Here is a 24,578-nt window from a genome sequence, read left to right on the forward strand (position 1 = left end):
CGGGACGAGGTCGCACACCGCATGAGCGAGGAGGCGCAGCATGGTCGACTACGCCGAGGAAGCGAGGCAACTCGCCGCCGAGAACCAGCGCCGCATGTCGCTGTTGCTCGACGAGATCCAGGCGATCAACGAGCAGACCGCGGCGACCGGCCGGGAAATCGCCGACCGGCTGACCGCCGAGATGGACGAGTTCTGGGTGACGCACGCCGCCGACCTGGACAAGGCCGCCGCCGAGGCGGAGGAGCGGCAGCGACTGCAAGAGGAAGCACAAGAGCAGCGCGCGGCCATCGCACGGTCGATGGCCGCCCGCCGGGCCAATCACACGGTGACGCCGGTCGATGAAGAGGACGAGGAGGCCAAGTTCTACCAACGCAAGAGCTGGCTGATCTGACCGACGCTCCGCGGGCCGGTCGGTCGGCTACCGCCGCAGCAGCGCGGCGAGCTGGCCGACCTTCAGCTTCGGCGGCTCCTTCTCCTGCGGCGCCGCGGGGTCGACGACGGTGGTGTGCGGGATGACCTCGTCGGGATCAGTGAAGGCGCGATAGGTCTTGTCGCCCGCCAGCGTGGCGAGCAGGTAACCGGCCAGCAGGGCGCGCGTGGTGCGGGAGGTCTTCGATTCGTGCTTGCCCGCACCCACGGCGGCGAGGACGCGCCGCCCCTCGATGATGCCGTTGTGCGAGGCCTTGTCGATGGCGCGCAAGGTCGCCGGGCCGCCCCAGGCGGTGGCCAGTGGGATGGCGTTCGAGCTGACCGAGGTGATGTCGGTCGCGCCGGCCAGGATCAACGCCGGAACGTCCAGCTCCGGGGCGACGGCTTCGGCGGCTGGCGCCGTCGGCGCGGGGAACAACGCCGCGACCGTGGCGACGTCGCGGCGGCCTGCGGCGATGACCGCGGCGCCCGCTCCCATGCCGTGCCCGGCCAGAGCCAGGCGCTCCGGATGCACGCTGATCTCGCCGTCCCCGAGCCGCACGCCGGTGCAGATGTCGAGCGTGGTGAGCAAATCGGCGGCCAACCCCAGATGTGACGGAATCGGTCCGCGCTCGGTGTCGGGCGCGGCGGCCACTATTCCCCAGGAAGCGAGGTGTTCGAGCAGCGTGCGGTAGTGGTTCGCCCCGGTCAACCAGCCATGTCCGAAGGCGACGGCAGGTAGGTTCCGCCCGGTCTCGGGCGTGAACACCACCCCCGGCTGGCCGGCGATGGCCAGATTGCCACGCAACACGCGGTGTGGTCCCCGGCTGGTCAGGGTGCTCAATAGCGATTTCACAGACGCCGACACGACGTGAACGTTATCCGATAAGTAGTGTGGTGAGCCATGTGCGGAATCGTGGGGTACGTCGGGTACCGAGACGCGCTCGGCGTCGTCGTTGACGCGTTGCGCCGCATGGAATATCGCGGATACGACTCCGCGGGTGTGGCGATCCTGGATGGCGCGGGCACGCTGGCGGTGGAACGCAAGGCGGGCCGCCTGGCCAACCTGGAGGCCGAGCTCGCCGAAACCGGGATCGATCGCTTCGTGGGCACCACGGGCATCGGGCACACCCGCTGGGCCACGCACGGCGCGCCGACCGACCGCAACGCACACCCGCATCGGGACCACACCGGCAAGGTCGCCGTCGTACACAACGGCATCATCGAGAACTTCGCCCCGCTGCGTCGCGAACTGGAGGACGCCGGGGTCGAGCTGAACAGCGACACCGACACCGAGGTCGCGGTGCACCTGGTGGCCCGCGCGTACGCCCATGGCCCGACCGCAGGCGACTTCGCGGCCAGCGCGCTGTCCGTCCTGCGCCGTCTGGAGGGCGCGTTCACGCTGGTCTTCACGCATGCCGACCATCCGGACACGATCGTGGCGGCGCGCCGCTCCACCCCGCTGGTGGTGGGCGTGGGCAAGGGCGAGATGTTCATCGCCTCGGATGTCACGGCGTTCATCGAGCACACCCGCGAGGCGGTCGAGCTCGGTCAGGACCAAGCCGTGGTGATCACCCTGGACAGCTACCGGGTCACCGACTTCGCCGGCGAGGACGCGAGCTCGCGCACCCGCCCGTTCACGATCGACTGGGACCTGGCCGCCGCCGAGAAGGGCGGCCACGACTACTTCATGCTCAAGGAGATCGAGGAACAGCCCGCCGCGGTCGCGGACACCTTGATGGGGCATTTCAGCACCGACCACGACGGCGCGGGCCGGATCGTGCTGGACGAGCAGCGCCTCGCCGACCAGGAACTGCGCGATTTCGACAAGGTTTTCGTCGTGGCGTGCGGCAGCGCCTATCACTCCGGCCTGCTGGCGAAGTACGCCATCGAGCACTGGACGCGGCTGCCCGTCGAGGTGGAGCTGGCCAGCGAGTTCCGCTACCGCGATCCGGTGCTGGACCGCTCCACGCTGGTGGTGGCGATCTCCCAGTCCGGCGAGACCGCCGACACGCTGGAGGCGGTGCGGCACGCGAAGGAACAGAAGGCGCGCGTCCTCGCGATCTGCAACACCAACGGCGCGCAGATCCCTCGCGAGTCCGACGCGGTGCTCTACACCAGGGCCGGGCCGGAGATCGGCGTCGCCTCCACCAAGGCGTTCCTGGCCCAGGTGACGGCGAATTACCTGGTCGGGCTCGCCTTGGCGCAGGCGCGCGGCACCAAGTACCCGGACGAGGTGGCCCGCGAATTCACCGAACTCGAGGCGATGCCGAAGCTGGTGGAGCGCGTGCTCGAGACCGCGCCGCAGGTGCGGGCCATCGCGCGGGAGCTGGCGCAGGTGCCGACCGTGTTGTTCCTGGGCAGGCACGTCGGTTACCCGGTGGCCTTGGAGGGCGCGCTCAAGCTCAAGGAACTGGCCTACATGCACGCCGAGGGGTTCGCGGCAGGTGAGCTCAAGCATGGTCCGATCGCCCTGATCGAGGACGGCCTGCCGGTGATCGTGGTGATGCCCTCGCCGAAGGGGCGCGCGGTGTTGCACTCGAAGCTGCTGAGCAACATCCGGGAGATCCAGGCTCGCGGCGCGCGCACCATCGTGATCGCGGAGGAGGGCGACGACACGGTGCGTCCGTTCGCCGACGACCTCATCGAGATCCCGAGCGCACCGACGCTGTTCCAGCCGCTGTTGTCGACGGTCCCGTTGCAGATCTTCGCCGCCGAGGTGGCGCAGGCGCGCGGCTACGACGTCGACAAGCCGCGCAACCTGGCCAAATCCGTCACCGTGGAATAGTTCGGCGGCCGCGCACTTCGCAGTGCGCGGCCGCTGTTCCGCCGGGACGACCGGCGGCTATGCCGGCACGGTAGCCAGGGGCTCCGCCGGGACGGTGGGTGTCCCGCGACGCTCGAGCTGCCCGGACAGGATCGCGAGCAGTAGCGCCACCAGCACCAGACCGACGCCGACCCAGTTGGGTGCGGTGTAGCCGTAGCCTGCGGCGATCACCACGCCACCGAGCCAGGCCGACACCGCGTTGCCGAGGTTGAACGCGCCGATGTTCACCGCCGACGCGAGGGTCGGTGCGCCCGCGGCCTGGTCGAGGACGCGCTTCTGCAACGGCGGCACGGTTGCGAAGCCCAGAGCGCCGATCAACACCACCGTGACGGCGGCGGCTATCTTGTCGTGCGCTGTGACGGTGAACAGCGCGAGAACGAGCGCGAGCCCGCCGAGTGTGAGATACAGCATCGGCATCAGATGGCGGTCGGCGAACTTGCCGCCGATCAGATTGCCCGCGAAGAAGCCGAGGCCGAAGAGGACCAGCAGCCAGGTGACCGAACTCTCCGCATAGCCGGTGACCTCGGTCATCATCGGCGCGAGATAGGTGATCGCGGCGAAGACCCCGCCGAAGCCGAGCACCGTCATCGCCATCGCCAGCAGCACCTGGGGATTGCGGAACACCGCCAGTTCGGTGCGCAGCGCGGCGTTCGCCGCGGCGGGCTGTTCCGGAACCAGCGCCGCGACGCCGAGCAGGCCGATCAACCCGACCAGTGCGACGAACACGAAGGTCAGCCGCCAGCCGAAGTGCTGGCCGAGCAGCGTCCCCAGCGGTACGCCGACCACCGTGGCGACGGTGAGCCCGGTGAACATGATCGCGATCGCACCGGCGCGCCGATCGGCGCTGACCAGGGTTCCGGCGACGACCGCTCCGATCCCGAAGAACGCGCCATGGGCCAGCGACGCGACGATCCGTCCGGTCAGCATCAGCGCGAAGGTCGGCGCCGCGGCGGACAGGAGGTTGCCGACGACGAGCAGCGTCAGCATGCCGAGCAGCATCCGTTTGCGCGACAGCCGGGTACCCAGCCCGGTCATCAGCGGCGCACCCGCCACGACGCCGAGCGCGTAGCCGGTGACCAGCAGGCCCGCGGTGGGGATGGACACCGAGTAGCTGCTCGCGATGTCTGGTAGCAGTCCGACGACGACGAATTCCGTCGTCCCGATTCCGAATGCCCCGAGGGTCAGGGCGAGGAGTGCGAGGGGCATGAACGAAGCCTCCACGTGACGTTTGCTTCAAACTATTACAGGCGTAAACAATAATTGCATACGCTCTTTAATTGCAAGCGCGGGCTATTGTGATCCCTGGCTATCCTGGAGACACGAACCCCGACGCCGAAGGAACGCCGATGACCGCGGATGCCGCCTTGACCGGCCTCGCCGATGGTTGGTACGCACTCTCGCTACTGCACGACCGGATCGAGGCGCACATCGAGCGGGCCCTGCAATCCGGGCACGACCTGAGCGTTCGCGAGTACTCCCTGCTGGTCGTGCTGAGCCGCCAGCACGACGGGCCGGGCGGGCACCTGCGGATGAACCAGGTGGCCGAGGCCGTGGTGCTGAGCCAGAGCGCGACCACCCGACTGGTTTCCCGGCTGGAAGATCGCGGCCTGCTCCAGCGTTACCTCTGCCCCGACGACCGTCGCGGCATCTACACCGATGTCACCCCGGCGGGCTTGGACCTGCTGGAACAGGCGCGGCCCACGCACGACGCCGCCCTGGCCGGAGCACTCGGGCAGGCGGCCGCCAATCCCGAACTCGCTCCGCTCGTGGCCGCGGTCGAAGCACTGAACACCCACGGCGCACGGCACCGCGACTACCGTCCGGTGTGAGTACGGGACGGCTCGGCGATCAATGAGTGCGGAGTCGAGGTCCGGGCTTTTCTCCGGGATGCTTCGTCGGAGGTTTTCGCGGTTTCTCGGCTGGACCTCGCCGAGGCCACGTCCGGAGCGCTTCGCCGGTGGAATGCCCCCGGTAAGCCCGAAGGGTCCGTACCCTGCGGTTTACTGCACGGTGACCGAGCCGCGCATCTCCGGGTGCAGCGAGCAGAGATAGCGGTAGGTGCCCGGCGCGGTGAAGGTGTAGCTCCACTCGCCTTTGTCGAAGATCGGGCTGTTGATGCCCATGGCCTTGTCGCCGATGCCCTGCACGGTGTGCGGGACCTTGTCGTCGAATTTCCAGGTGACCGTGTCGCCGACCGCGACGGTGACCTCGGCGGGGGAGAATTTCATGTCATGCGCCACGACGGTGGCTGCGGCGGGCTTGCGGTCACCGGTCTGCTGTGCGGTGGTGGTCGGCCGAGCCGGTTTCCTCGTCGTGGTGGCGGCCGAACCGGATTCGTCGCCGCCGCAACCGGACAGTAGGAGCGCGCAGGCCAAGGCGACTCCCGTGACGACGCGGACGATCCCGATGCGGCGGACGCTTGGCATGATGGCCAAGCGTAGTAGGCCACACCGACGGAGGGAGCGGCGATGTCCACGCAGCGGGGCTATTTCACGGTGGACGAAGTGCGCGCGGCGGAGGCCGAGCTGTTCACCCGGGTGCCGGACGGCGTGCCCATGCGCCGGGCGGCGCATGGCTTGGCCACGGTGGTGGCGGGTGAACTCAGGGAGCGTACCGGCGGTATCGCGGGGCGGGCGGTGACCCTGCTGGTCGGTTCCGGGGACAACGGCGGCGACGCGCTCTGGGCGGGAGCGCGGCTGCGCCGCCGCGGTGTCGCGGTCACCGCGGTGTTGCTCAGCCCGGAGCGGGCGCACGCCGGAGGACTCGCGGCGCTGCGCGGATCGGGCGGTCGAGTCGCCGACGACGTGGGCCGCCCGGATCTGGTGATCGACGGCATCGTCGGCATCTCCGGTCGCGGGGCGTTGCGGCCGCGTGCCGCCGAAATCGTTGCGGCGCTGGAGGCTCCGGTCGTCGCGGCAGACCTGCCCAGCGGCGTCGACCCGGGCACCGGCGCGATCGAAGGCCCGGCGGTTCGCGCGGACGTCACGGTCGCGTTCGGCGCGTACAAGCCGGTACATGCGCTCGCCGCGCCGCAGTGCGGGCGAATCGAATTGGTGCCCATCGGTTTACGTCTCCCGGAGCCGGGCCTCCTCGCACTGGAGCCCGCGGCGATCGGGGCCGCGTGGCCGGTCCCCGGCCCGGCCGACGACAAGTACACGCAGGGTGTGACGGGCGTATGCGCGGGTAGCGCCACGTATCCGGGCGCCGCGGTGCTGTGCGCGGGCGCCGCCGTCGCGGCGACATCGGGCATGGTGCGGTATGCCGGGACCGCGGCGGCCGAGGTGCTGAACCACTTCCCCGAAGTGATCGCCGCCGAGGATGTCGCCGCGACCGGTCGCGTCCAGGCCTGGGTCTTCGGTCCCGGCGCGGGCACCGACTCCGCCGCCAGGCAACGCCTGCGTGAGATCCTGGCCACCGACCTCCCGGTGGTGATCGACGCGGACGGCCTGACCATGCTGGCCGCGGAACCGGACTTGGTGCGCCGTCGTGCGGCCCCGACCGTTCTGACTCCGCACGCGGGCGAGTTCGCCCGCCTCACCGGCCACGAGGTCGGTCCCGACCGGGTGGCGGCGGTCCGCGACTTCGCCGCTTCCTGGCAGGTCACGGTGCTGCTGAAGGGTCGCGCCACGCTCGTCGCCGCCCCGGGCGGTCCCGTGCTGGTCAATGAGGCGGGCGGTTCCTGGGCGGCGACCGCGGGCGCGGGCGACGTGCTCTCCGGCATCATCGGGGCGCTGCTCGCGGCGGGGCGGGAACCCGCATGGTCGGCGGCGGCGGCCGCGCGCGCGCACGCGCTGTCCGCGAACCTCGCCGCACATGACGCCGCCCCGGCGGGAACTCCGATCTCGGCGAGCGTGCTGGCAGCTCACGTCCGCCCCGCGATCGGCGTCCTCCGTGGCCTGGCACACCCCTTCTGACTGTTTCCGCCCGCCACGGTGATGGAACCGGTACGAGCCGATGGCCGCATTCAGCCGGACCGACGGGTTCCGGCGGGCGCAAAGCTGAGGCGCTGAGTGCCGGGTGCCGATGGCGTCGACGTATCGATGCTGGTCGTGGCGCTCGACACACCGGCCCGAGCGCCACGGAAACCGATTGGAACCAGAATCGAGCGCGCCAATAGACTCGACCGGAATCAACGCAACGACTGATCTCGAGAGCATATGGGTAACTCGTCGGGCACGCCCGAAATCCAGGCGGCATCAAACGCAGGACCTGAACGTGAATCCTGCGCGTCCGACTGGGACGGCCCGGATACGCGGAGAGGCGGCACAGCGCAAGTGGAAACGGTCATCGACCTGGGCGCCATCGCCCACAACGTGCGGATCCTGCGGGAGCACGCGGGTGGCGCCGCGGTGATGGCGGTGGTGAAGGCCGACGGCTACAACCACGGCGCGGTCGAGGTGGGCCGGGCCGCTCTGGCGGCGGGCGCGGCGGAACTGGGTGTCACGACGGTGGGCGAGGCCGTGCAGTTGCGTGCGGCCGGGATCACCGCGCCCATCCTGTGCTGGTTGCACAGCACGGACACCGACTTCGCGCCTGCGGTGGCCGCCGACGTCGAGATCGGGATCTCTTCGGCGGCTCATCTGCGAGCGGTCGAGGCCGCGGCGCGCGAGCTGGGCCGTCCGGCGACGGTCACCCTGAAGGTGGACACCGGCCTGAACCGCAACGGCGTGTCGCCGGACGCGTACCCGGAAGTCCTGACGGCGCTGCGCGCTCTGGTCGACGAGGGTGTGGTGCGGTTTCGCGCGATCTTCTCCCACCTCGCGCATGCCGACGAACCCGAGCATCCCAACAACGACGCGCAACGCGCCCGGTTCCTGGAGGCCATCGCCACGGCCAAGGAGCACGGCCTGGAACCGGAGCTGGCGCACATCGCCAACTCCGCCGCTACCCTGACCCGCCCTGACCTGGCCTTCGACTTGGTCCGGCCGGGCATCGCCATGTACGGCCTGTCCCCGATACCGGACGACGATTTCGGCCTGCGGCCCGCGATGACGTTCCAGGCAGAGGTCGCCCTGGTCAAACGAGTGGCCGCGGGCGAAGGCGTTTCCTATGGGCACCAGTGGATCGCGCCGCGCGACACCACCGTCGCGCTGATCCCCGCCGGTTACGCCGACGGCGTTTTCCGCCCCCTGAGCGGACGTTTCGATGTCTGGCTCGGCGGGGCGCCGCGCAGGAACGTGGGGCGGGTGTGCATGGACCAGTTCGTCGTCGACCTCGGAGACAACGCGGCGGGCGTTCAGGAAGGCGACACCGCGATTCTCTTCGGTGCGCGACCGCACGCCCAGGAGTGGGCGGACCTGCTCGACACCATCCACTACGAAGTGGTGTGTTCACCGCGCGGCCGGGTTACCCGGCGCTATGTCGGTGGCGTTCGATGAGCCGCTTCCGGGTGACCCCGCTGCGCGGCGGGCTGGCCACGGCTGGATTCGTCGGTGCGCTGGCAGGCGCCCACGCCTTGCGTCGCGCCGGTGCGCGGGTGTTGTGGCCCGCGCGGGGCGACGACTACCGCGACGAGAATTTCGCGCTGATCGATGCCGACCGCGCGGGGACGGTGCTCGCCGACGACGGCGTGCCGTTGGCCACGCGGATCTGCGGCCCCGACGACGCACCGGTGACGGTGATCTTCGTGCACGGCTTCTGCAACAGCATGGCTTCCTTCCACTTTCAGCGTCGTGACCTGGAAAAGCGCTACGGCGCAGGACTTCGCATGGTGCTGTTCGATCTGCGCGGGCACGGCCGTTCCGGTGTGCCGAGCGCCGCGAGTTGTACCGTCGCACAGCTCGGGAGCGACCTCGCCGCCGTGCTGAACGCCACCGCACCGGCCGGGCCGGTGGTGCTGGTCGGGCATTCGCTGGGCGGGATGGCGATCCTGGCCGCGGCCGCGCGATTCCCGGAATTGTTCGCGGCCAGAGTGATCGGGATCGCACTGCTGTCGACCGCGGCCGCCGAGGTCACCGCGGCGGGAATCGGGCAACTGTTGCGCAATCCTGCGATCGACGGGTTCCGGGTGGCCGTGTACACCGCGCCCGCGCTGGTGCAGGCGGGCCGCGTCACCGCTCGGCGGGTGATCACGCCGATCCTGCACGTCAGCTCGTTCCACGGACCGGTGAGCCCGACGCTGTCGCGCTTCACGACGCTGATGATCGACCAGACGCCGGTGGCGACCGTAGTGAAGTTCCTGCAGGCCATCGAGCTGCACGACGAGTCGGCGGCGTTGCCCGCGCTGGCGGGCACACCGATCCTGGTACTCGGCGGCGGGCACGATCTGGTGATCCCGTTCCGGAATTCGCGTGCGCTCGCCGCCGCTCTGCCGTGCAGCGAACTCATCCGGTTGGAAGGCGCGGCGCACATGCCGCATCTGCAATACCCGGACATAGTCAACGCCGCGCTGGATCGCTTGCTGGTGCGCGCGGGCGTGGTCGACCCGGCGCCGGGGGAGGCCTCGGAGGTGGCCCGTGGCTGATCCGGGGCATCGAGTGCTGCCCACCGTCGCCGACACCGAGGCGCTGGGCCGGGAACTGGCCACCGATCTGCGTGCCGGGGATCTCGTGGTGCTGGACGGTCCGCTCGGCGCGGGCAAGACCGCACTGACCCGCGGCATCGCCGAAGGTCTTGGCGTGCAGGGGCGGGTCAGTTCGCCGACGTTCATCATCGCCCGCCAGCACCGCGCGGGGCAGCGCGCAGGCGGCCCGTCGGTGCCCATGGTGCACGTGGACGCCTACCGGCTCGGCGGCGACCTGGACGAGCTGGACGCGCTGGACCTGGACACCGATCTGCATCAGGCGGTCGTCGTGGTGGAGTGGGGCCGCGGCGTGGTGGAGCACCTCGCGGATCGGCATCTGCGTGTGGTGCTGTCGCGGGCGCCGGACTCGGATGTGCGCACCGCCAGCTGGGAATGGGTCAATTAGCTACCGGGTAGCTCTGCGTCGGCCTCACCTACCACCCGGTATCGTTGGCCCAATCATGCTTGTACTAGCCGTCGACACCGCGACACCCGCCGTCACAGCGGGACTGGTGGACTTGGAGCAGGGCGCCGACGCGGCGAATCCCGTCCGGGTACGCACCGTCGCATCCCGGGTGCGGGTCGACCCCCGCGCCCATGCCGAGGTACTCACTCCGCAGATCCTCGAATGCCTCACCGAGGCAGGTCGTTCCAGGACCGAGATCGACGCGATCGTGGTCGGGGTCGGTCCGGGTCCGTTCACCGGCCTGCGCGTCGGCATGGCCACCGCGGCCGCGTTCGGCGACGCGCTCGGGATACCGGTGTACGGCGCGTGCAGCCTCGACGCGATCGCAGCCGACGCCGCTGTCGACCCCGCGGTGCCGCCCCCCGTCGAGCTCCCGCCCGAAGCCGAACTGCTCGTGGTGACCGATGCCCGGCGGCGCGAGGTGTATTGGGCGCGGTACCGGGAGGGCGCGCGCGTGGCCGGACCCGAGGTGTGCAAGCCCTCCGACTTGGACGCGGGCGAGGCCACGGCGATCGCCGGATCCGCTTCGCACGTCGACTTCTTCGATCTGCCCGTGCTCCCCGCCGAGACGCCCTCGCCCGCCGGGTTGGTCCGCGTCGTCGCCGCCGAGGTGCGGTCTCGCAGCGTGCCGGAGCCGCTGGTTCCGCTGTACTTGCGCAGGCCGGACGCGGTCGAGAACGCCTACCGCCGACTCGACCGGACGGGGGCGTGAAGCCGGTGACTTTCCGAATCGCGCCGATGGTGGCCGCCGACATCACGCGCTGCGTCGAGCTGGAGCAATTGCTTTTTCCGGAGGACGACCCGTGGGCCGCCGTGGCGTTCCAGTCCGAGCTGGCCGGGCGGCACAACCGCTACATCACCGCGCGCGACGACGACGGGCGAATGGTCGGCTACGCGGGTATCGCCCTGCTGGGTGATGCCGAACACCCCGAGGCCGAGGTCCACACCATCGGCGTCGACCCCGGCTGCCACCGCACAGGTGTCGGCACGCTCCTGCTGGAGGCGCTGCTCGCCGAGGCGGACCGGCGCGGTGGACCGGTGTTCCTGGAGGTCCGCACCGACAACGCGCCGGCGATCGCGCTGTACGCCAAGCACGGGTTCCACATCATCGGGTTGCGCAAGAACTACTACCACCCCAGTGGCGCGGACGCGTACACGATGCGTCGCCCAGCGCTGACCAGCGGGGAGCGCTGGCGCACACGGGACGAGGTGTTGTCGTGATCGTCATGGGCATCGAAAGCTCCTGCGACGAAACCGGAGTCGGCATCGTCCGCAGGCACCCCGACGGCACCTGCGTACTGCTCGCCGACGAGGTCGCTTCCAGCGTCGACCAGCACGCGCGCTTCGGCGGCGTCGTCCCCGAGATCGCCTCGCGCGCGCATCTCGAGGCGATCGTGCCCGCGATGCGCCGCGCGCTGTCGGCCGCGGGCATCGCGAAACCGGACGCGTTGGCGGTGACCATCGGCCCGGGCTTGGCCGGTGCGCTGCTGGTCGGTGTCGCCGCGGCGAAAGCGTATGCGGCGGCGTGGGATGTGCCCTTCTACGCGCTCAACCATCTCGGCGGGCACGTCGCGGTGGACACTCTGGAGCACGGGCCGATGCCGCCGTGCGTCGCGCTGCTGGTGTCGGGCGGGCACACGCATCTGCTGCACGTCACGGATCTGGCCGAGCCGATCGTCGAGCTGGGCAGCACCGTCGACGACGCGGCGGGCGAGGCGTTCGACAAGGTGGCGCGGCTGCTCGGGTTGGGCTTTCCCGGCGGTCCGGCGCTGGATGCCGCCGCGACGGCCGGTGATCCGCGCGCTATCGCCTTCCCTCGCGGCATGACCGGGCCGCGCGACCCGCGCTACGACTTCTCCTTCTCGGGTCTCAAGACCGCGGTCGCCCGTTACGTGGAGGCGGCCCAGCGCGACGGCGTCGCCGCGGAGGATCTGCCCATCCCCGATATCGCGGCGTCTTTCCAGGAGTCGGTCGCGGATGTGCTCACGATGAAGGCGGTTCGCGCGGCCCAGGATGTCGGCGTCGGCACGCTGGTGCTCGGCGGCGGCGCGACCGCCAACTCGCGGATCCGCTCGATGGCCGAGGAACGCTGCGCCGCGGCCGGTTTGACCTTGCGGGTGCCCAAGCCTCGGCTGTGCACGGACAACGGGGTGATGATCGCCGCGCTCGGCGCGCATGTCATCGCTGGTGGCGCGGCTGCTTCGCCGCTGACGGTCGCCACCGATCCGGGTCTGCCGGTGTCGGTCAGTATGGTTCGCTGACCGGCTCGGATTCAGCGCACGAAGCGGCGGCGGCCGCACCGGGTTTCTTTCCGGTGAGATCGCCGCGAAGGGCCGTCGTGCGGCCGGATCAGTTCGGTGCGAGCAGTCCGGGATGCGACGCCGACCCCGAATTCCCCCGGAGGAGCGGCAGGCTCGACCGCGCGGGCGCCTGGGTGGGCGTCGGGCTCGTGCCGGGCGCCGGAGCGGTCGGCGCCGCCGGGTACCACGTCCGGCTCGATGGCGATTCGGGCGAACCGTTCGGTGCCGCATTCGGATTCCCGAACAGGGGGCCGAGCAGTTCGGGGAACGGAATCGGCGGAAGGTTCGGATCCGGGCGCAGCGTGGGCTGCGTGGGTGTGATCACCTGCGTGGACGACGGCCCGCCGGTCGTGCTCTGCGGTCCGCGTTCCGTGGTCGTCGGTGCGATGCCGGTGTTGTCCGGCGTGCGGTTGTGCGGCGTGGCGGCAGCCGTGGTCGCGGGCGGCGCCGATGTCGGGTTGGGCAGTTGCGACGCGCTGCTCGTGGTCCCCGCGGGAGAGACCTCGTCATCCGAGGTCGGCGCGAACGTCTTGACCCCGTAGCCGACGATCAGTCCGACGACCACGATCGCACCGGCGAGCGTGCCGAACACCTTGGTTACCGTCCCCGCGGGCGCGTCGCCGCCGAGCCCGGCGACCGGGAACACCGACGGCTGCATCGAATCGGCGACCAGCGCCGCGCCTTTGGCGGTCACCGCCTCGGGATCCGGCACGGTGAACACGGGGATGTCCAGGGCGGCGGTGAGCGTATCGAGCACCGCGGGGATGTTGGCGCCGCCGCCGATGACCGTGACCGCCTGCGGCTGCCTGGGCGCCCGGGCGAACGACATCGTGACGAACCGCGCCAGGTCGCGCAGCAGGTCGGCGATCAACTCTTCGAAGTCGGCCCTGGTCAGCTTCAGCGGACGACCGGCGACGTGGTCGATGGTGACCGCGGGCGCGATGGACAGGTGCTCCTTGGCCGCGCGGCCCCGGTTGGTGAGCATGCCGCGGTTCGGGCGGGTACCGCGCCGGGCGAAGTGCAGGTCCACCAGATGGTGGTAGATGAGATCGTCGATCGCCTTGCCGCTGACGGTCGCGGTGCGATCGGAACGGAGCAGGGAGCCGTCGGCGCGGTCGGCGACGGTGACGCCGAGCCCGGAGGCGCCGAGATCGACGATGGCGACCGTGTCGTAGCGGTCCAGCAGGCCGGTGTGCCGCAGGTAGGTCAGCGCGGCGGTGCCCTCCGGGATCAGCCGCAGGTCGCGCTGTTTTCCGGTGGCCGAGCGGATGATCTGGGCCTGCTCCTTGGTGCGGTAGGCGACCGCGACGCTGGTGGGCGGGTGACCCGTCGCCGGCTCGAAGTCGCGTGGCCCGCCCGCGTAACGGCCGCCGACCGGGCGGATGATCTCGCGTGGCGGCTGCGTGGTCGGCAGCTGGGTCGTCATCAGCTCGATCGAGGACGACACCAGGTCACCGAGATCGGAATGAGCCGCGTCGGCGGACACGACGCGGTAATCGAAGCTCTGCGTGCCGTTCGGCGCGGTGGAGACCAACGCCGAGCACACGACCTCTGCCCCGGCCGAGATGCCGAGGGATGTTCGCATGTTCACCTCCCTTCGAGCGGATGGTCATGGTGTCGCCGACCATCTCGAATGGACTGCCGGACCGCCGTATGGATGACGCGCGACCCGGACCGGGAAACGAACCGGCCCCTCGTCCGGGTGGGTCGCGGGGACCGGCCATGGATCACGTGTGTCTTGCTCTCTGGTGAAGCTGGTGGTGCAACGATCGTGCTGCGGCGCTGCGGGTTCGGCGACGCTGTGGTACCTCTGTGCCGCCTGGCCGCCGCTCGGAGGAGCGACGAACCGGCGGCCGGACCGCAACCGTCGTCAATAGTGTCACAATCCGTTATCCGAACGTTACTGTTTTCCCGAACTTATAGCCAAGCTCGCAGTGTCGCCGGGCGCGCCGCGCAAAGTTGGCACCGCCCAGCCTTGAGCGCTGGCACTCTCATGTATAGAGTGCTAGTCGGCACTGTGTGTAGTGCTTGTGCCAGCAGCTTGACCACTGGGCAGGGGTCCCGGCACCCGCGACGACGGGGCTATGCGCAGGGTCAGCATCGTGACCAACCGACGAGTTCGGAGCGACGAGTTCCGGACGACCGAATCCCCTGAAAGTGGAGGGCTCAACGTGGCGAGCGTGAACATCAAGCCGCTCGAGGACAAGATCCTCGTCCAGGCCAACGAGGCCGAGACGACGACGGCCTCCGGCCTGGTCATCCCTGACACGGCGAAGGAGAAGCCGCAGGAGGGCACCGTTGTCGCCGTCGGTCCCGGCCGGTGGGACGACGAGGGCGAGAAGCGCATCCCGCTGGATGTCCAGGAGGGTGACACCGTCATCTACAGCAAGTACGGCGGCACCGAGATCAAGTACCAGGGCGAGGAGTACCTCATCCTGTCGGCGCGCGACGTGCTGGCCGTCGTCACCAAGTAGCCGATCAGGCACGCATGCGTTCCGCCCCGGTGTCTTTCGTGACCCGGGGCGGAGTGCGTTCGGCGCCGACACCACGGCACTGAAACACGCGGTGCGAGCGACGGGCCCTGAGGCGGCAGCCTGCGTGACGACGGGACCCGGGAGCGCCGCAATCCACTACAGGAGCGAATCCCCATGGCAAAGCAGATCGAGTTCGACGAGAAGGCTCGCCGGGCTCTGGAACGCGGCGTCGACAAGCTCGCCGACGCCGTGAAGGTCACCCTGGGCCCGCGCGGACGGCACGTCGTACTCGCGAAGTCCTTCGGCGGCCCGACCGTCACCAACGACGGCGTCACCATCGCGCGCGACATCGAGCTGGAAGACCCGTTCGAGAACCTCGGCGCGCAGCTGGTCAAGAGCGTCGCCACCAAGACCAACGACGTCGCGGGCGACGGCACCACCACCGCCACCGTGCTGGCCCAGGCGCTGGTCCGCGCCGGGCTGAAGAACGTTGCGGCCGGGGCGAACCCGATCGTGGTCGGCTCCGGCATCGCCAAGGCCGCCGACGCGGTCTCCGAGGCGCTGCTCGCGCTGGCCACCCCGGTCTCCGGCGAGCAGGCCATCGCGCAGGTCGCGACCGTGTCCTCGCGGGACGAGGAGATCGGCGAGATGGTCGGCAAGGCGCTGACCACCGTCGGCAAGGACGGCGTCGTCACCGTCGAGGAGTCCTCGACGCTGCAGACCGAACTCGTCGTCACCGAGGGCGTGCAGTTCGACAAGGGCTACCTGTCGCCCTACTTCGTCACCGACCCCGACAGCCAGCAGGCCATCCTGGAGGACGTGTTCGTCCTGCTGCACCGCGAGAAGATCAGCTCGCTGTCGGACTTCCTGCCGCTGCTGGAGAAGATCGCCGAAAGCGGCAAGCCCGTCCTGATCATCGCCGAGGACGTCGAAGGCGAGGCGTTGTCGACCCTGGTGGTCAACGCCATCCGCAAGACGATCAAGGCCGTCGCGGTCAAGGCGCCGTTCTTCGGCGACCGCCGCAAGGCGTTCCTCGACGACTTGGCCGTGGTCACCGGCGGCACCGTGGTGAACCCCGATCTGGGCATCACCCTGCGCGAGGCAGGCCTCGACGTGCTCGGCAAGGTGCGCCGCGTCGTCGTCACCAAGGACGACACCACGATCATCGATGGCGCCGGTTCCGCGGCGGACGTGGAGGCGCGCGTCGCGCAGCTGCGCCGCGAGATCGAGGCCACCGATTCCGACTGGGATCGCGAGAAGCTGGAGGAGCGGCTGGCCAAGCTGGCAGGCGGCGTCGCGGTGATCAAGGTCGGCGCGGCCACCGAGACCGCGCTCAAGGAGCGCAAGTACCGCGTCGAGGACGCGGTGAGCGCCGCCAAGGCCGCCGTGGAAGAGGGCATCGTGCCCGGTGGCGGCACCGCGCTGGTGCAGGCGAGCAGCAAGCTCGTCGAGCTGCGCGATTCGCTGTCCGGTGACGAGGCCGTCGGCGTCGAGGTGGTCCGCACCGCGCTGCGTGCGCCGCTGTACTGGATCGCCACCAACGCGGGCCTGGACGGCGCCGTGGTGGTCAGCAAGGTCGCCGAGGGCAAGGACGGCTTCAACGCCGCCACGCTCACCTACGGCGACCTGCTCACCGACGGCGTCGTCGACCCCGTGAAGGTGACCCGTTCGGCCGTCGTCAACGCGGCGTCGGTCGCGCGCATGGTGCTCACCACCGAGAGCGCGGTGGTGGACAAGCCCGCCGAGGAGCAGAACGACCACGGCCACCACGGCCACGCGCACTGAACCCGGTTTTCTCGGGACAACGCACGGACAAGGCCCCCGAACCACGCGGTTCGGGGGCCTTGCCGTACGCGGCCTCGACTACCGGTTGGACCGAGAGAGTTCCGAAGCGCGACACGCTGTCTGCCGCGGGATCGGAGGGAGGCCGCGGGAAGCTCAGGACCGCTGGGGTCGGTACGCGCGGGGCGGGAATGCCTGGCGGGACGCCGGATTCAGCTGGCGACCGGTGGCTGCTCGGCGGCGATGGCCGCGAGTAGGCGAGCACGCAGCGACGGCGGCGGAGTGGCCGCCGTGGCTGTGGCGAGAACGGCGAGCGCTTCTTTCGTGTCTCTGACTTCCTGGATGAACTCCGCGCGTAGCACGGGGTCCTCGCTGTCGAACAGCTCCTGCACTTCCTGATGGTCTTCGTCGTCGATCGATCCGAGCGCGACGGTGTGCGCGAGATCGATACGGCGTTCGTTCATCTCACGTCACCCCCAAACTTTTCTTCAGTCGTGTCAATCCGTCCCGAATCCGGGACTTAACCGTAGGTAACCCTACGTCGAGGTAGGTGGCTACCTCCGCATAGGTGCGTCCGCCGTAGTAGGCGAGCGAGATGGCTTCCCGCTGGGTTTCGGTGAGTGTGGCCAGACCGGCCAGGACGGCCTGTTGTTCGAGCCTGCGCTCGACCTCTTCGGTGACCTCGTCGAATTCGTTGCCGAGCACCCGGATCCCGTACGCGACCTCGCGCTGGGTGTGGGCTTGCTCGGCGCGGACCCGGTCCACGGCGCGCCGGTGGGCGAGCGTCATCAACCAGGTGACCGCGGAACCTTTCGCCGGGTCGAAACTCGATGCCATACGCCAGACCTGCAGATAGACCTCTTGCGTGGTCTCCTCCGCGTAGCCCGGATCGTGCAGAACGCGCAAAACCAAACCGAAGACGCGCGCACACGTCCGGTCGTACAACTCGGCGAATGCTTCCTGGTCGGCTCGACCGCATCGATGCAAAAGCGCGGCGAGCTCGATACTTTCGGCTGCGCGTGCCGTAACCGCAGAATCCACCGTGGGTGGGAAGGCTGCTCTTCGGAACGAGTCGCCCTCTGCGGCCGACGGCCGCGTTGTCACAACGCTCCATTCTGTGTCATCGGTCACTACCGTAGCGCGCCGCTATGACCTCCCTTCGGGTGGGGTGGCCACAAGGCTCGTCGTGGACTGGCGCCGCGTTGCGGAAAGCGCCGATACGCCGGACATCTCGGGAGCGACACGCCGTGACACGCCGAACCGTCGCACCGTGCCGGAACGCCGGGTGCACGGCCTCCGGCCTCGCTCGGCGGCCGGCCGATCGATGGTGACGATCGGAACCCACGCGCCGACCTTCGGCGCGGAACCGGTCACCGTGTCATGTGAGCGGCTCGGCCGAAGCATGTTGCAGTGGCCCGTTGTTTGCTAGGAATTCGACGCCCGGCGGCGTGCGGATGGGAGGGGATTGATTCAGACGGCCATGCGGCGGCGGCTGCGCCGCGCGTGCATCTCGCGCTCGGTCTCCGACATGCCGCCCCAGATGCCGTAGGGCTCGCTGACTTTCAGCGCGTGCGCGCGGCACTGCATGAGCACCGGGCAGGTGCGGCAGATCTCCTTGGCGCGCATCTCACGGGCCGTGCGGGCCCGGCCACGCTCACCATCGGGATGGAAGAACACCGCGGAATCCTGCCCGCGGCACGATCCTCGCATCTGCCAATCCCAGACATCGGCGTTGGGTCCCGGGAGGTGGGTCGGCATGGGCATGGTGAACTCCTCGTGGTGCGAGCTCGTCAGCGTTGTCGAGCAGTTGTTCTGCAACAGTTGTGGGCCACGACGCCGTGTCGGCGGGGGTACCCGGGGGGCTCGCCCTTCGTGGTCGCTGCAATTTCGCGCGGCGCCGTCCGTGGCGATGAGCTACGTTAGGTCCAGCCGCGAAATTCCGTCAATAGTTCGGCGCAGCACTTTTCCAAATCTCGCGCTGCCAAATTTAACCTCCGAACTGTTTACTTTTCGTGCTGGTTCCGGCGATACTGTTCGGTTGGCCGGAGGTCCGTGGCTGCCGCATGTGCCGCAACTGATCCAATTTCCGCTGGTAGAGGCGATTTCATGGTCGTAGCGCCGACGCGACGCCGATCTCGTGCCGATGATGTCGGTCACTGCCGCGGCCGAGGGGGTTCGTGGGGTGTGGATCCGAAGATGGCGGTAACGGGGCGGGCAGGTTAATTACGCGAAACACGCATGAATTCCCGGCGTGGCCGCTCGGCGATAGCCAGGACGAGATTTACCTAATGGCAACATCCGCTCGGCGACGGAAATCCCGAGTGTCGCCGGTCGGCCGTCGCTCACCTTTCCTCGCCGGAGCCCGGGTGCCGCACGGGATAGAGTGCGCCCGTGTTCGCGCCCGCTCCGCTCGGAGATCCTCACCTCGCGGTCCTCGCCGAGGCCGCCTTCGGCGCCGCTCCGGGTCGCGCCGCCGCCGACCTTCCGTCCGCGTCGGACGCACTCGGCCGGTGGTATCGCGCTGTGGCTCTCGGCGGCCAGGGCCGTTATGCGGCGGCGCGCGCCGAATTGCGAAGGGTATGCAACCACAGCAACGACCCCGTACTCCTCTCACTGGCGGGAAGTACCGAGGGTTCTTTTCTTCGGCAGCTCGGCTGGCATGAGCGCGCCGCGGCGTTCGACGGGCGGGCGGCCGCGTTGATCCTCACCGCCGGCGCCGGAGCGGAGCCGGACAGCGCCGAGGAGTTCGGCGGCTACCGTCCCAGCCGCGCCGACGCGATCTGCGACGCGCTCACCGGACTCGCCGCCGACGCGCTCGGAACCGGGCGCCTCGCGCTGGCCGACCGCTTGCTGCGGCGCAGCGCGTCGGCGGCACAGCAGTATCGGGCCGGTTGGCGTCCCGCGATCCGCTTGCGCTGGGTGTCCGCGGAAACGGCGCTGGCGGCAGGCGATTTCGAGGTGGCGGCGGCGCACGCGGCGGCCGCGCTGGAGCTGGCCGAGCGATCCCCGTCGGTGCGCCACCGGGTCAAGTCACGCTTGCTGGTCGCCGCCGCCGACGTGGCGCTCGACGCGCGGGGAAGATCGGGCGTCTCGGCCGAGGATGTCGCCGAGCAGTGCCGCGAGCACGGCCTGCTGCCGTTGCGCTGGGCTTGTGCCATGCTCCGCGCCGGATCGGGCGCGCGGGACGCGGCGGCGGAGGCGGCCGAATGTGCCGCGGCCATCGCCCGCTCCGGCGGCGTGTTGCGCCCCATGGCGGGGTGGTAGGTGATCACGGAGTCCACCGTGTTGACCAGTTCCGGCCAACGGGTCGCTATTGTTAGATCCGTTCCGCCCCTTCGGTGGAAGCATTGGTCGTCACCTGACCATGCCACTTTGTAACGCCGGGAATATCTCTGACGATGACGCACACGGGCGAAGAGTTGGACCTCGCCGTCGCTGCCGCTGCGCAGGGCGACAGATCCGCTTTAGCTCAGGTACTGGAGATGATCCGCCCGCTGGTGGTGCGCTACTGCCGCGCGCGGATCGGAGCCGCGGAGCGTGGGCAGCTCTCCGCGGACGACGTTGCGCAGGAGGTTTGCCTGGCTGTGATGACAGCCTTGCCCAGGTATCAAGACCAGGGCAGGCCCTTCATGGCCTTTGTTTACGGAATCGCTTCGCACAAGGTCGCCGACGCGCATCGCAACGCCGCCCGTAACAAGGCGGAGGCGATGGCCGAAGTACCAGATGTCATATCCACCGACCAGGGACCGGAACAACGAGCTCTCGAGTCCGAGACGAGCAGGCAGATGAACCGTCTGCTCGCGACGCTTCCCGAGAAGCATCGAGAGATCTTGATCCTGCGCTTGGTCATGGGTTTGTCAGCGGAAGAAACCGCGGTCGCCGTGGGCAGTACGGCGGGCGCGGTACGGGTCGCCCAACACAGGGCACTCGCGAAACTCAAGTCACAAGTGGCGAGGGCAGGTGAAATGTATGGCTAGGGATGGCGAGCGCGGTCGGGGTGACTGGAAGGCGCGGCTTGGATCGCGGAACAGCGGTCCCTACGCCGAGGCGTCCGGTGACACCGGCCCGGTCGACATCGCCGCGGTACGCCGCGACGATGCTCTGATCGATGCCATCGCCAGCGATGGTCCGGTGCACACCGACAGCGCCGAGGAGTATCAGCTCGCGACGTTGCTCGCGGACTGGCGAGCGGAGTTGATCGCGCCTCCAATGCCGGCCGAGCCGGACCTGGACGCGATCGTGGCCGCGGTCAACCAGGAGATCGGCGCGCGGCAGGTTCGCATCGGGGCGCACGGCGGCGGCGGGCGACTGCGGCTACTACGTCCGATCATGGGCACGGCGGCCGCGCTGGCCCTGGTCATCGGCGGCATGACGGCGTTCTCGTACAACGCCGAGCCGGGCGATCCGCTGTGGCGGGTCAAAGAGGTCGTGTTCAGCGAACAGGCCCAGACGACCGTGGTCCAGCGGGCGGGCGACGACCTGAACGAGGCTTCCACGCTGGTCACTCAGAACCCGACGCAGGCCAAGGTGCGCCTGGAGCGGGCCAAGGAGAATGCCGCGCAGGTCAGCGATCCGGACAAGCGCGCCGAGCTGATGACCGAGTGGGAACAGTTGCTCGCGAAGCTGCGCGAGGTCAATCCGGAGTTGGCCGATCAGCTGGGTGCGACGGTGCCCAAGACCACCGACCCGCGTGCCACCCCGGGCAACGCGACCACGAAGCCCAGCCCGACGCCAGGTAGCGGGACCTCGACGATCGTGCAGCAGCCCGGTCAGCCGACGAACAAGCCTTCGCCCTCGGCCGACGCCACCGCGCCCAATGGTGGTGGAACGTCGAACAGCGGCGGAACGACGAACGGCGGTGGCGCGCCGACCACGGTGCCGCCGGTGACGACACCGCCGCCCGTGACCACCCAGCCGCCGGCCACCGTGGAACCGACGGCTCCGCAGGAGCCGCCGGTCACCGAGGTCAAGCCCCCTGCGGGCGGACCTACGGGAGACACCGGTAATCCGACGGCGCCGCAGCAGCAGCCGCCGACAGCTCCGGCGCCGGGCAACACCAATACCCACAACAGCAACAATCAGCCGCCGCCGACGTTCAGCGTCCCCGGCATCCCCAACCCGGGCTCGTTCGTGCCGCCCGGCCGCTGACAGAAGAAAACGGTCCAGGCAAGAACCGATCGCCAGCCAGGCGGTCGGCTTTTTGTCTTTCCGGGAGAAGTCGGTCCAGCCAACGGCTGACCATAGGGTGGTAACTCATGGGCGTGCCCGCCCGCGACGGAACCTCGCGGTGCGTCTGCCGAAGTGATCGTGTGCGTCGAAAATCACAGCGGCAAAGGCGAGGTACGCGAGCCTCGAAAGGCCCGCGTGCGGTTCGATCGAGCCCGAATCAGCCGTCGAATCCGTCGAACCCGTCGCCGTGGAAGGCCTCGTTCATCGACGCGTCCGCGTAGCCCCGGCAGTAGTCCCAGGTGACGTACGCTTCCGGCGTCGGGTCGTAGGCGGGCTCGTGCGGGCGGACCGTGCCGTCGACCAGCAACTGAAGCAAGTTGGCGCGCAACATGTCCCAGTCGTGGTAGTGGTCCTGCCTACAGTCTTCGCAGCTGACCACGAGTCCGCGGATGCCGCGGTGGGCCAGCAGTGCCTCGTACACCGCGAGGTCGGCGAGATCCTCCTCGACCGCAAGGCGCTCGTGGGGATCCAGCGGTTCGCCGGGCTCGATGGCATCGAGCGCGGCGGACGGGTCGGAGGGGTCTCCGGCGAACGGATCCGGCGGCAAGCCAGGTGGTAGATGGTCACGCACATCCCCACGGTACGCAGAACAGGGTGGTCTGCGCCAGCTATGCGGCCTGCCAGTTTCGGTGGTGGGCTCACTTCGTCGGCGAGTTCACCGGACAGATACGATGGAGCACAGGCTACGGCGGGTCCCGATCGCACCGCCGCCGAACCACGTCCATCCCATCAGCCGTCACGGCGCCGGTGACACCGGCGCCGGTCGCTATCGACGTCCAGGAGGGGTCGATCCGAATGAGTAATCCCGTATCGGGCGAACGAATCGCAGTCCGCCCTCCTACGGGTGGCGACGATCCGAACAAGATCGCCATGCTCGGCCTCACGTTCGACGATGTGCTGCTGCTGCCTGCCGCCTCGGATCTCATCCCCAGTTCTGTGGAAACCTCCAGCGTGCTGACCAGGGAGATCCGCCTGCGCACGCCGTTGGTCAGCTCGGCCATGGACACGGTCACCGAGGCGCGGATGGCCATCGCGATGGCGCGCGCGGGCGGCATGGGCGTGTTGCACCGCAACCTCTCGACGGCCGACCAGGCCGCCCAGGTGGAGACGGTCAAGCGGTCCGAGGCCGGTATGGTCACCGACCCGGTGACCTGTCGTCCGACCGACACTCTCGCCGAGGTCGACGCGATGTGCGCCAGGTTCCGCATCTCGGGTCTTCCCGTGGTGGACGAGACCGGTGCGCTTGTGGGCATCATCACCAATCGCGACATGCGTTTCGAGGTGGATCAGAACCGCCGCGTCGCCGACGTCATGACCAAAGCCCCCTTGATCACCGCGCAGGAGGGCGTCACCGCGGAAGCCGCGCTCGGACTGCTGCGCAGGCACAAGGTGGAGAAGCTGCCGATCGTCGACGGCAACGGGCGCCTGCGCGGCCTGATCACCGTCAAGGACTTCGTCAAGACCGACCAGTACCCCAACGCCACCAAGGACCGTGACGGCCGCCTGCTGGTCGGCGCCGCGGTCGGTGTCGGCGAGGACGCCTGGTCGCGGGCCATGACACTGGCCGACGCGGGCGTCGACGTGCTCGTGGTGGACACCGCGCACGGTCACCAGGTGCAGGTGCTGCAGATGGTGACCAAGGTCAAGGCCGAGGTCGGCGACCGGATCCAGGTGGTCGGCGGCAACGTGGCCACCCGCCAGGGCGCGGCCGCGCTCGTCGAGGCGGGCGCGGACGCGGTCAAGGTGGGCGTGGGCCCCGGCTCGATCTGCACCACCCGCGTGGTCGCCGGTGTCGGCGCGCCGCAGATCACCGCGATCCTGGAGGCGGTCGCCGTGTGCAAGCCGGCAGGTGTCCCGGTGATCGCCGATGGCGGCATCCAGTTCTCCGGCGACATCGCCAAGGCCATCGCGGCGGGCGCGTCCACGGTGATGCTCGGGTCGCTGCTCGCGGGCACGGCCGAGTCGCCGGGCGAGCTGATCCTGGTCGGCGGTAAGCAGTTCAAGAGCTATCGCGGTATGGGCTCGCTGGGCGCCATGCAGGGCCGCGGCCAGGCGAAGTCGTTCTCCAAGGACCGTTATTTCCAGGACGACGTGCTCGCCGAGGACAAGCTGGTCCCCGAGGGCATCGAGGGCAGAGTGCCGTTCCGCGGCCCGGTCAACCAGGTGATCCACCAGTTGGTCGGCGGTCTGCGCGCGGCCATGGGCTACACCGGCTCGCAGTCGATCGCGCATCTGCAGGAAGCCCAGTTCGTGCAGATCACCGCGGCGGGTCTCAAGGAGAGCCACCCGCACGACATCACCATGACCGTCGAGGCCCCTAACTACACCGGACGGGGTTAGCCCACTAGGTTCATGTACAGGACCAACCGGTCCGTGCATGATGGAGCTTGCCCACCGGCTGTGGCGGTGAGCGACCTGCGGCGAGTTGGCGGTTTTGTGCTGCCCACTTGCCCCCACAAGTAACCACTGGAGGCGCGAGTCTTACGAGCGCCCGTTCGCGGCCCGGCTCGCGTTCCAGCGGTCGAAGCGCATGCCACCACGCCCGCGTTGGCCACCACGACATCGATCCGTCCGAACCGCTCGCGCACCC

At 69.4% G+C, this 24,578-nt stretch carries 24 protein-coding genes; 16 read left to right on the forward strand and 8 right to left on the reverse strand.

Annotation, left to right across the window (positions count from 1 at the left end; translation table 11 throughout):
- Window positions 1-40: 40 nt before the first annotated feature.
- Window positions 41-391: a hypothetical protein gene (locus ABZW96_RS19110; RefSeq protein WP_355076272.1), complete on the forward strand. Its 351-nt coding sequence runs from the start codon at window positions 41-43 to the stop codon at window positions 389-391.
- A 27-nt stretch (window positions 392-418) separates the two neighbouring features.
- Here the strand turns inward: ABZW96_RS19110 and ABZW96_RS19115 are convergent, their stop codons facing one another.
- Window positions 419-1,276, reverse strand: coding sequence for a hypothetical protein (locus ABZW96_RS19115; RefSeq protein WP_355076274.1), 858 nt, complete (start codon window positions 1,274-1,276; stop codon window positions 419-421).
- A 36-nt stretch (window positions 1,277-1,312) separates the two neighbouring features.
- Here ABZW96_RS19115 and glmS point away from each other — a divergent pair, with 36 nt between their 5' ends.
- Window positions 1,313-3,196, forward strand: a complete 1,884-nt coding sequence (gene glmS / locus ABZW96_RS19120) for a glutamine--fructose-6-phosphate transaminase (isomerizing) (RefSeq protein WP_355076276.1) — start codon at window positions 1,313-1,315, stop codon at window positions 3,194-3,196.
- Window positions 3,197-3,253: 57 nt separating this feature from the next.
- Here glmS and ABZW96_RS19125 read toward each other — a convergent pair whose 3' ends face one another.
- Window positions 3,254-4,441, reverse strand: a complete 1,188-nt coding sequence (locus tag ABZW96_RS19125; protein WP_355076278.1) for an MFS transporter — start codon at window positions 4,439-4,441, stop codon at window positions 3,254-3,256.
- Between the two features lie 140 nt (window positions 4,442-4,581).
- On the opposite strand from ABZW96_RS19125, the gene ABZW96_RS19130 reads away from it, so the two are divergent.
- Window positions 4,582-5,064, forward strand: a complete 483-nt coding sequence (locus ABZW96_RS19130) for a MarR family transcriptional regulator (RefSeq protein ID WP_355076279.1) — start codon at window positions 4,582-4,584, stop codon at window positions 5,062-5,064.
- A 171-nt stretch (window positions 5,065-5,235) separates the two neighbouring features.
- Here ABZW96_RS19130 and ABZW96_RS19135 read toward each other — a convergent pair whose 3' ends face one another.
- Window positions 5,236-5,661 carry a cupredoxin family copper-binding protein gene (locus ABZW96_RS19135; RefSeq protein ID WP_355076281.1) on the reverse strand — a complete coding sequence of 142 codons (426 nt, stop codon included), beginning with the start codon at window positions 5,659-5,661 and terminating at the stop codon, window positions 5,236-5,238.
- Between the two features lie 42 nt (window positions 5,662-5,703).
- On the opposite strand from ABZW96_RS19135, the gene ABZW96_RS19140 reads away from it, so the two are divergent.
- The 7 genes from ABZW96_RS19140 to tsaD all read left to right on the forward strand — a co-directional run bounded on the left by ABZW96_RS19140 (window position 5,704) and on the right by tsaD (window position 12,464).
- Window positions 5,704-7,149, forward strand: a complete 1,446-nt coding sequence (locus tag ABZW96_RS19140) for an NAD(P)H-hydrate dehydratase (protein WP_355076283.1) — start codon at window positions 5,704-5,706, stop codon at window positions 7,147-7,149.
- A 360-nt stretch (window positions 7,150-7,509) separates the two neighbouring features.
- The gene (gene alr / locus ABZW96_RS19145; RefSeq protein WP_355076285.1) at window positions 7,510-8,613 is read left to right on the forward strand and encodes an alanine racemase; all 1,104 of its coding nucleotides are present in this window, start codon (window positions 7,510-7,512) and stop codon (window positions 8,611-8,613) included.
- The gene (locus ABZW96_RS19150; protein ID WP_355076287.1) at window positions 8,610-9,698 is read left to right on the forward strand and encodes an alpha/beta hydrolase; all 1,089 of its coding nucleotides are present in this window, start codon (window positions 8,610-8,612) and stop codon (window positions 9,696-9,698) included. The genes alr and ABZW96_RS19150 overlap by 4 nt, the downstream gene beginning before the upstream one ends.
- The gene (gene tsaE / locus ABZW96_RS19155) at window positions 9,691-10,143 is read left to right on the forward strand and encodes a tRNA (adenosine(37)-N6)-threonylcarbamoyltransferase complex ATPase subunit type 1 TsaE (RefSeq protein ID WP_355076288.1); all 453 of its coding nucleotides are present in this window, start codon (window positions 9,691-9,693) and stop codon (window positions 10,141-10,143) included. The genes ABZW96_RS19150 and tsaE overlap by 8 nt, the downstream gene beginning before the upstream one ends.
- 55 nt (window positions 10,144-10,198) lie before the next feature.
- A complete protein-coding gene (tsaB, locus tag ABZW96_RS19160) occupies window positions 10,199-10,915 on the forward strand; it encodes a tRNA (adenosine(37)-N6)-threonylcarbamoyltransferase complex dimerization subunit type 1 TsaB (protein WP_355076290.1) in 717 nt (238 codons plus the stop codon).
- A gap of 5 nt (window positions 10,916-10,920) precedes the next feature.
- The gene (gene rimI, locus ABZW96_RS19165; protein WP_355076292.1) at window positions 10,921-11,424 is read left to right on the forward strand and encodes a ribosomal protein S18-alanine N-acetyltransferase; all 504 of its coding nucleotides are present in this window, start codon (window positions 10,921-10,923) and stop codon (window positions 11,422-11,424) included.
- Window positions 11,421-12,464, forward strand: a complete 1,044-nt coding sequence (gene tsaD, locus ABZW96_RS19170; protein WP_355076294.1) for a tRNA (adenosine(37)-N6)-threonylcarbamoyltransferase complex transferase subunit TsaD — start codon at window positions 11,421-11,423, stop codon at window positions 12,462-12,464. Before rimI ends, tsaD begins: the two co-directional genes overlap by 4 nt.
- An 88-nt stretch (window positions 12,465-12,552) precedes the next feature.
- On the opposite strand, the gene ABZW96_RS19175 is transcribed toward tsaD, so the two are convergent.
- Entirely contained in the window at window positions 12,553-14,088 is a 1,536-nt protein-coding gene (locus ABZW96_RS19175; RefSeq protein ID WP_355076295.1) for an Hsp70 family protein, read from the reverse strand.
- A gap of 586 nt (window positions 14,089-14,674) precedes the next feature.
- Between ABZW96_RS19175 and groES the strand changes: the two genes are divergently transcribed.
- Together groES and groL are read left to right on the forward strand one after the other, a co-directional pair.
- Window positions 14,675-14,977 carry a co-chaperone GroES gene (gene groES / locus ABZW96_RS19180; RefSeq protein ID WP_028479292.1) on the forward strand — a complete coding sequence of 101 codons (303 nt, stop codon included), beginning with the start codon at window positions 14,675-14,677 and terminating at the stop codon, window positions 14,975-14,977.
- A 174-nt stretch (window positions 14,978-15,151) separates the two neighbouring features.
- Window positions 15,152-16,762, forward strand: a complete 1,611-nt coding sequence (groL, locus tag ABZW96_RS19185; RefSeq protein ID WP_355076297.1) for a chaperonin GroEL — start codon at window positions 15,152-15,154, stop codon at window positions 16,760-16,762.
- 209 nt (window positions 16,763-16,971) lie between these two features.
- On the opposite strand, the gene ABZW96_RS19190 is transcribed toward groL, so the two are convergent.
- The 3 genes from ABZW96_RS19190 to ABZW96_RS19200 all read right to left on the reverse strand — a co-directional run bounded on the left by ABZW96_RS19190 (window position 16,972) and on the right by ABZW96_RS19200 (window position 18,523).
- Window positions 16,972-17,223 carry a hypothetical protein gene (locus ABZW96_RS19190; RefSeq protein WP_355076299.1) on the reverse strand — a complete coding sequence of 84 codons (252 nt, stop codon included), beginning with the start codon at window positions 17,221-17,223 and terminating at the stop codon, window positions 16,972-16,974.
- A 1-nt stretch (window position 17,224) separates the two neighbouring features.
- The gene (locus tag ABZW96_RS19195) at window positions 17,225-17,800 is read right to left on the reverse strand and encodes a sigma-70 family RNA polymerase sigma factor (RefSeq protein ID WP_355076300.1); all 576 of its coding nucleotides are present in this window, start codon (window positions 17,798-17,800) and stop codon (window positions 17,225-17,227) included.
- 429 nt (window positions 17,801-18,229) lie between these two features.
- Entirely contained in the window at window positions 18,230-18,523 is a 294-nt protein-coding gene (locus tag ABZW96_RS19200; RefSeq protein ID WP_355076302.1) for a WhiB family transcriptional regulator, read from the reverse strand.
- A 627-nt stretch (window positions 18,524-19,150) separates the two neighbouring features.
- Here ABZW96_RS19200 and ABZW96_RS19205 point away from each other — a divergent pair.
- The 3 genes from ABZW96_RS19205 to ABZW96_RS19215 all read left to right on the forward strand — a co-directional run bounded on the left by ABZW96_RS19205 (window position 19,151) and on the right by ABZW96_RS19215 (window position 21,907).
- Entirely contained in the window at window positions 19,151-20,023 is an 873-nt protein-coding gene (locus ABZW96_RS19205) for a hypothetical protein (protein WP_355076304.1), read from the forward strand.
- Between the two features lie 134 nt (window positions 20,024-20,157).
- Window positions 20,158-20,736, forward strand: coding sequence for a sigma-70 family RNA polymerase sigma factor (locus tag ABZW96_RS19210; protein ID WP_039795737.1), 579 nt, complete (start codon window positions 20,158-20,160; stop codon window positions 20,734-20,736).
- On the forward strand, window positions 20,729-21,907 hold the full coding sequence (locus ABZW96_RS19215) for an anti-sigma-D factor RsdA (protein ID WP_355076306.1): 1,179 nt from the start codon (window positions 20,729-20,731) through the stop codon (window positions 21,905-21,907). Before ABZW96_RS19210 ends, ABZW96_RS19215 begins: the two co-directional genes overlap by 8 nt.
- 238 nt (window positions 21,908-22,145) lie before the next feature.
- On the opposite strand, the gene ABZW96_RS19220 is transcribed toward ABZW96_RS19215, so the two are convergent.
- The gene (locus ABZW96_RS19220; RefSeq protein ID WP_039795739.1) at window positions 22,146-22,559 is read right to left on the reverse strand and encodes a DUF5319 domain-containing protein; all 414 of its coding nucleotides are present in this window, start codon (window positions 22,557-22,559) and stop codon (window positions 22,146-22,148) included.
- Window positions 22,560-22,783: 224 nt separating this feature from the next.
- Here ABZW96_RS19220 and guaB point away from each other — a divergent pair, with 224 nt between their 5' ends.
- On the forward strand, window positions 22,784-24,328 hold the full coding sequence (gene guaB / locus ABZW96_RS19225) for an IMP dehydrogenase (protein WP_355076308.1): 1,545 nt from the start codon (window positions 22,784-22,786) through the stop codon (window positions 24,326-24,328).
- Window positions 24,329-24,578: the final 250 nt, after the last annotated feature.

Origin of the sequence: Nocardia sp. NPDC004168 (genome assembly GCF_040610355.1) — a bacterium.
Classification (GTDB): domain Bacteria; phylum Actinomycetota; class Actinomycetes; order Mycobacteriales; family Mycobacteriaceae; genus Nocardia; species Nocardia sichangensis.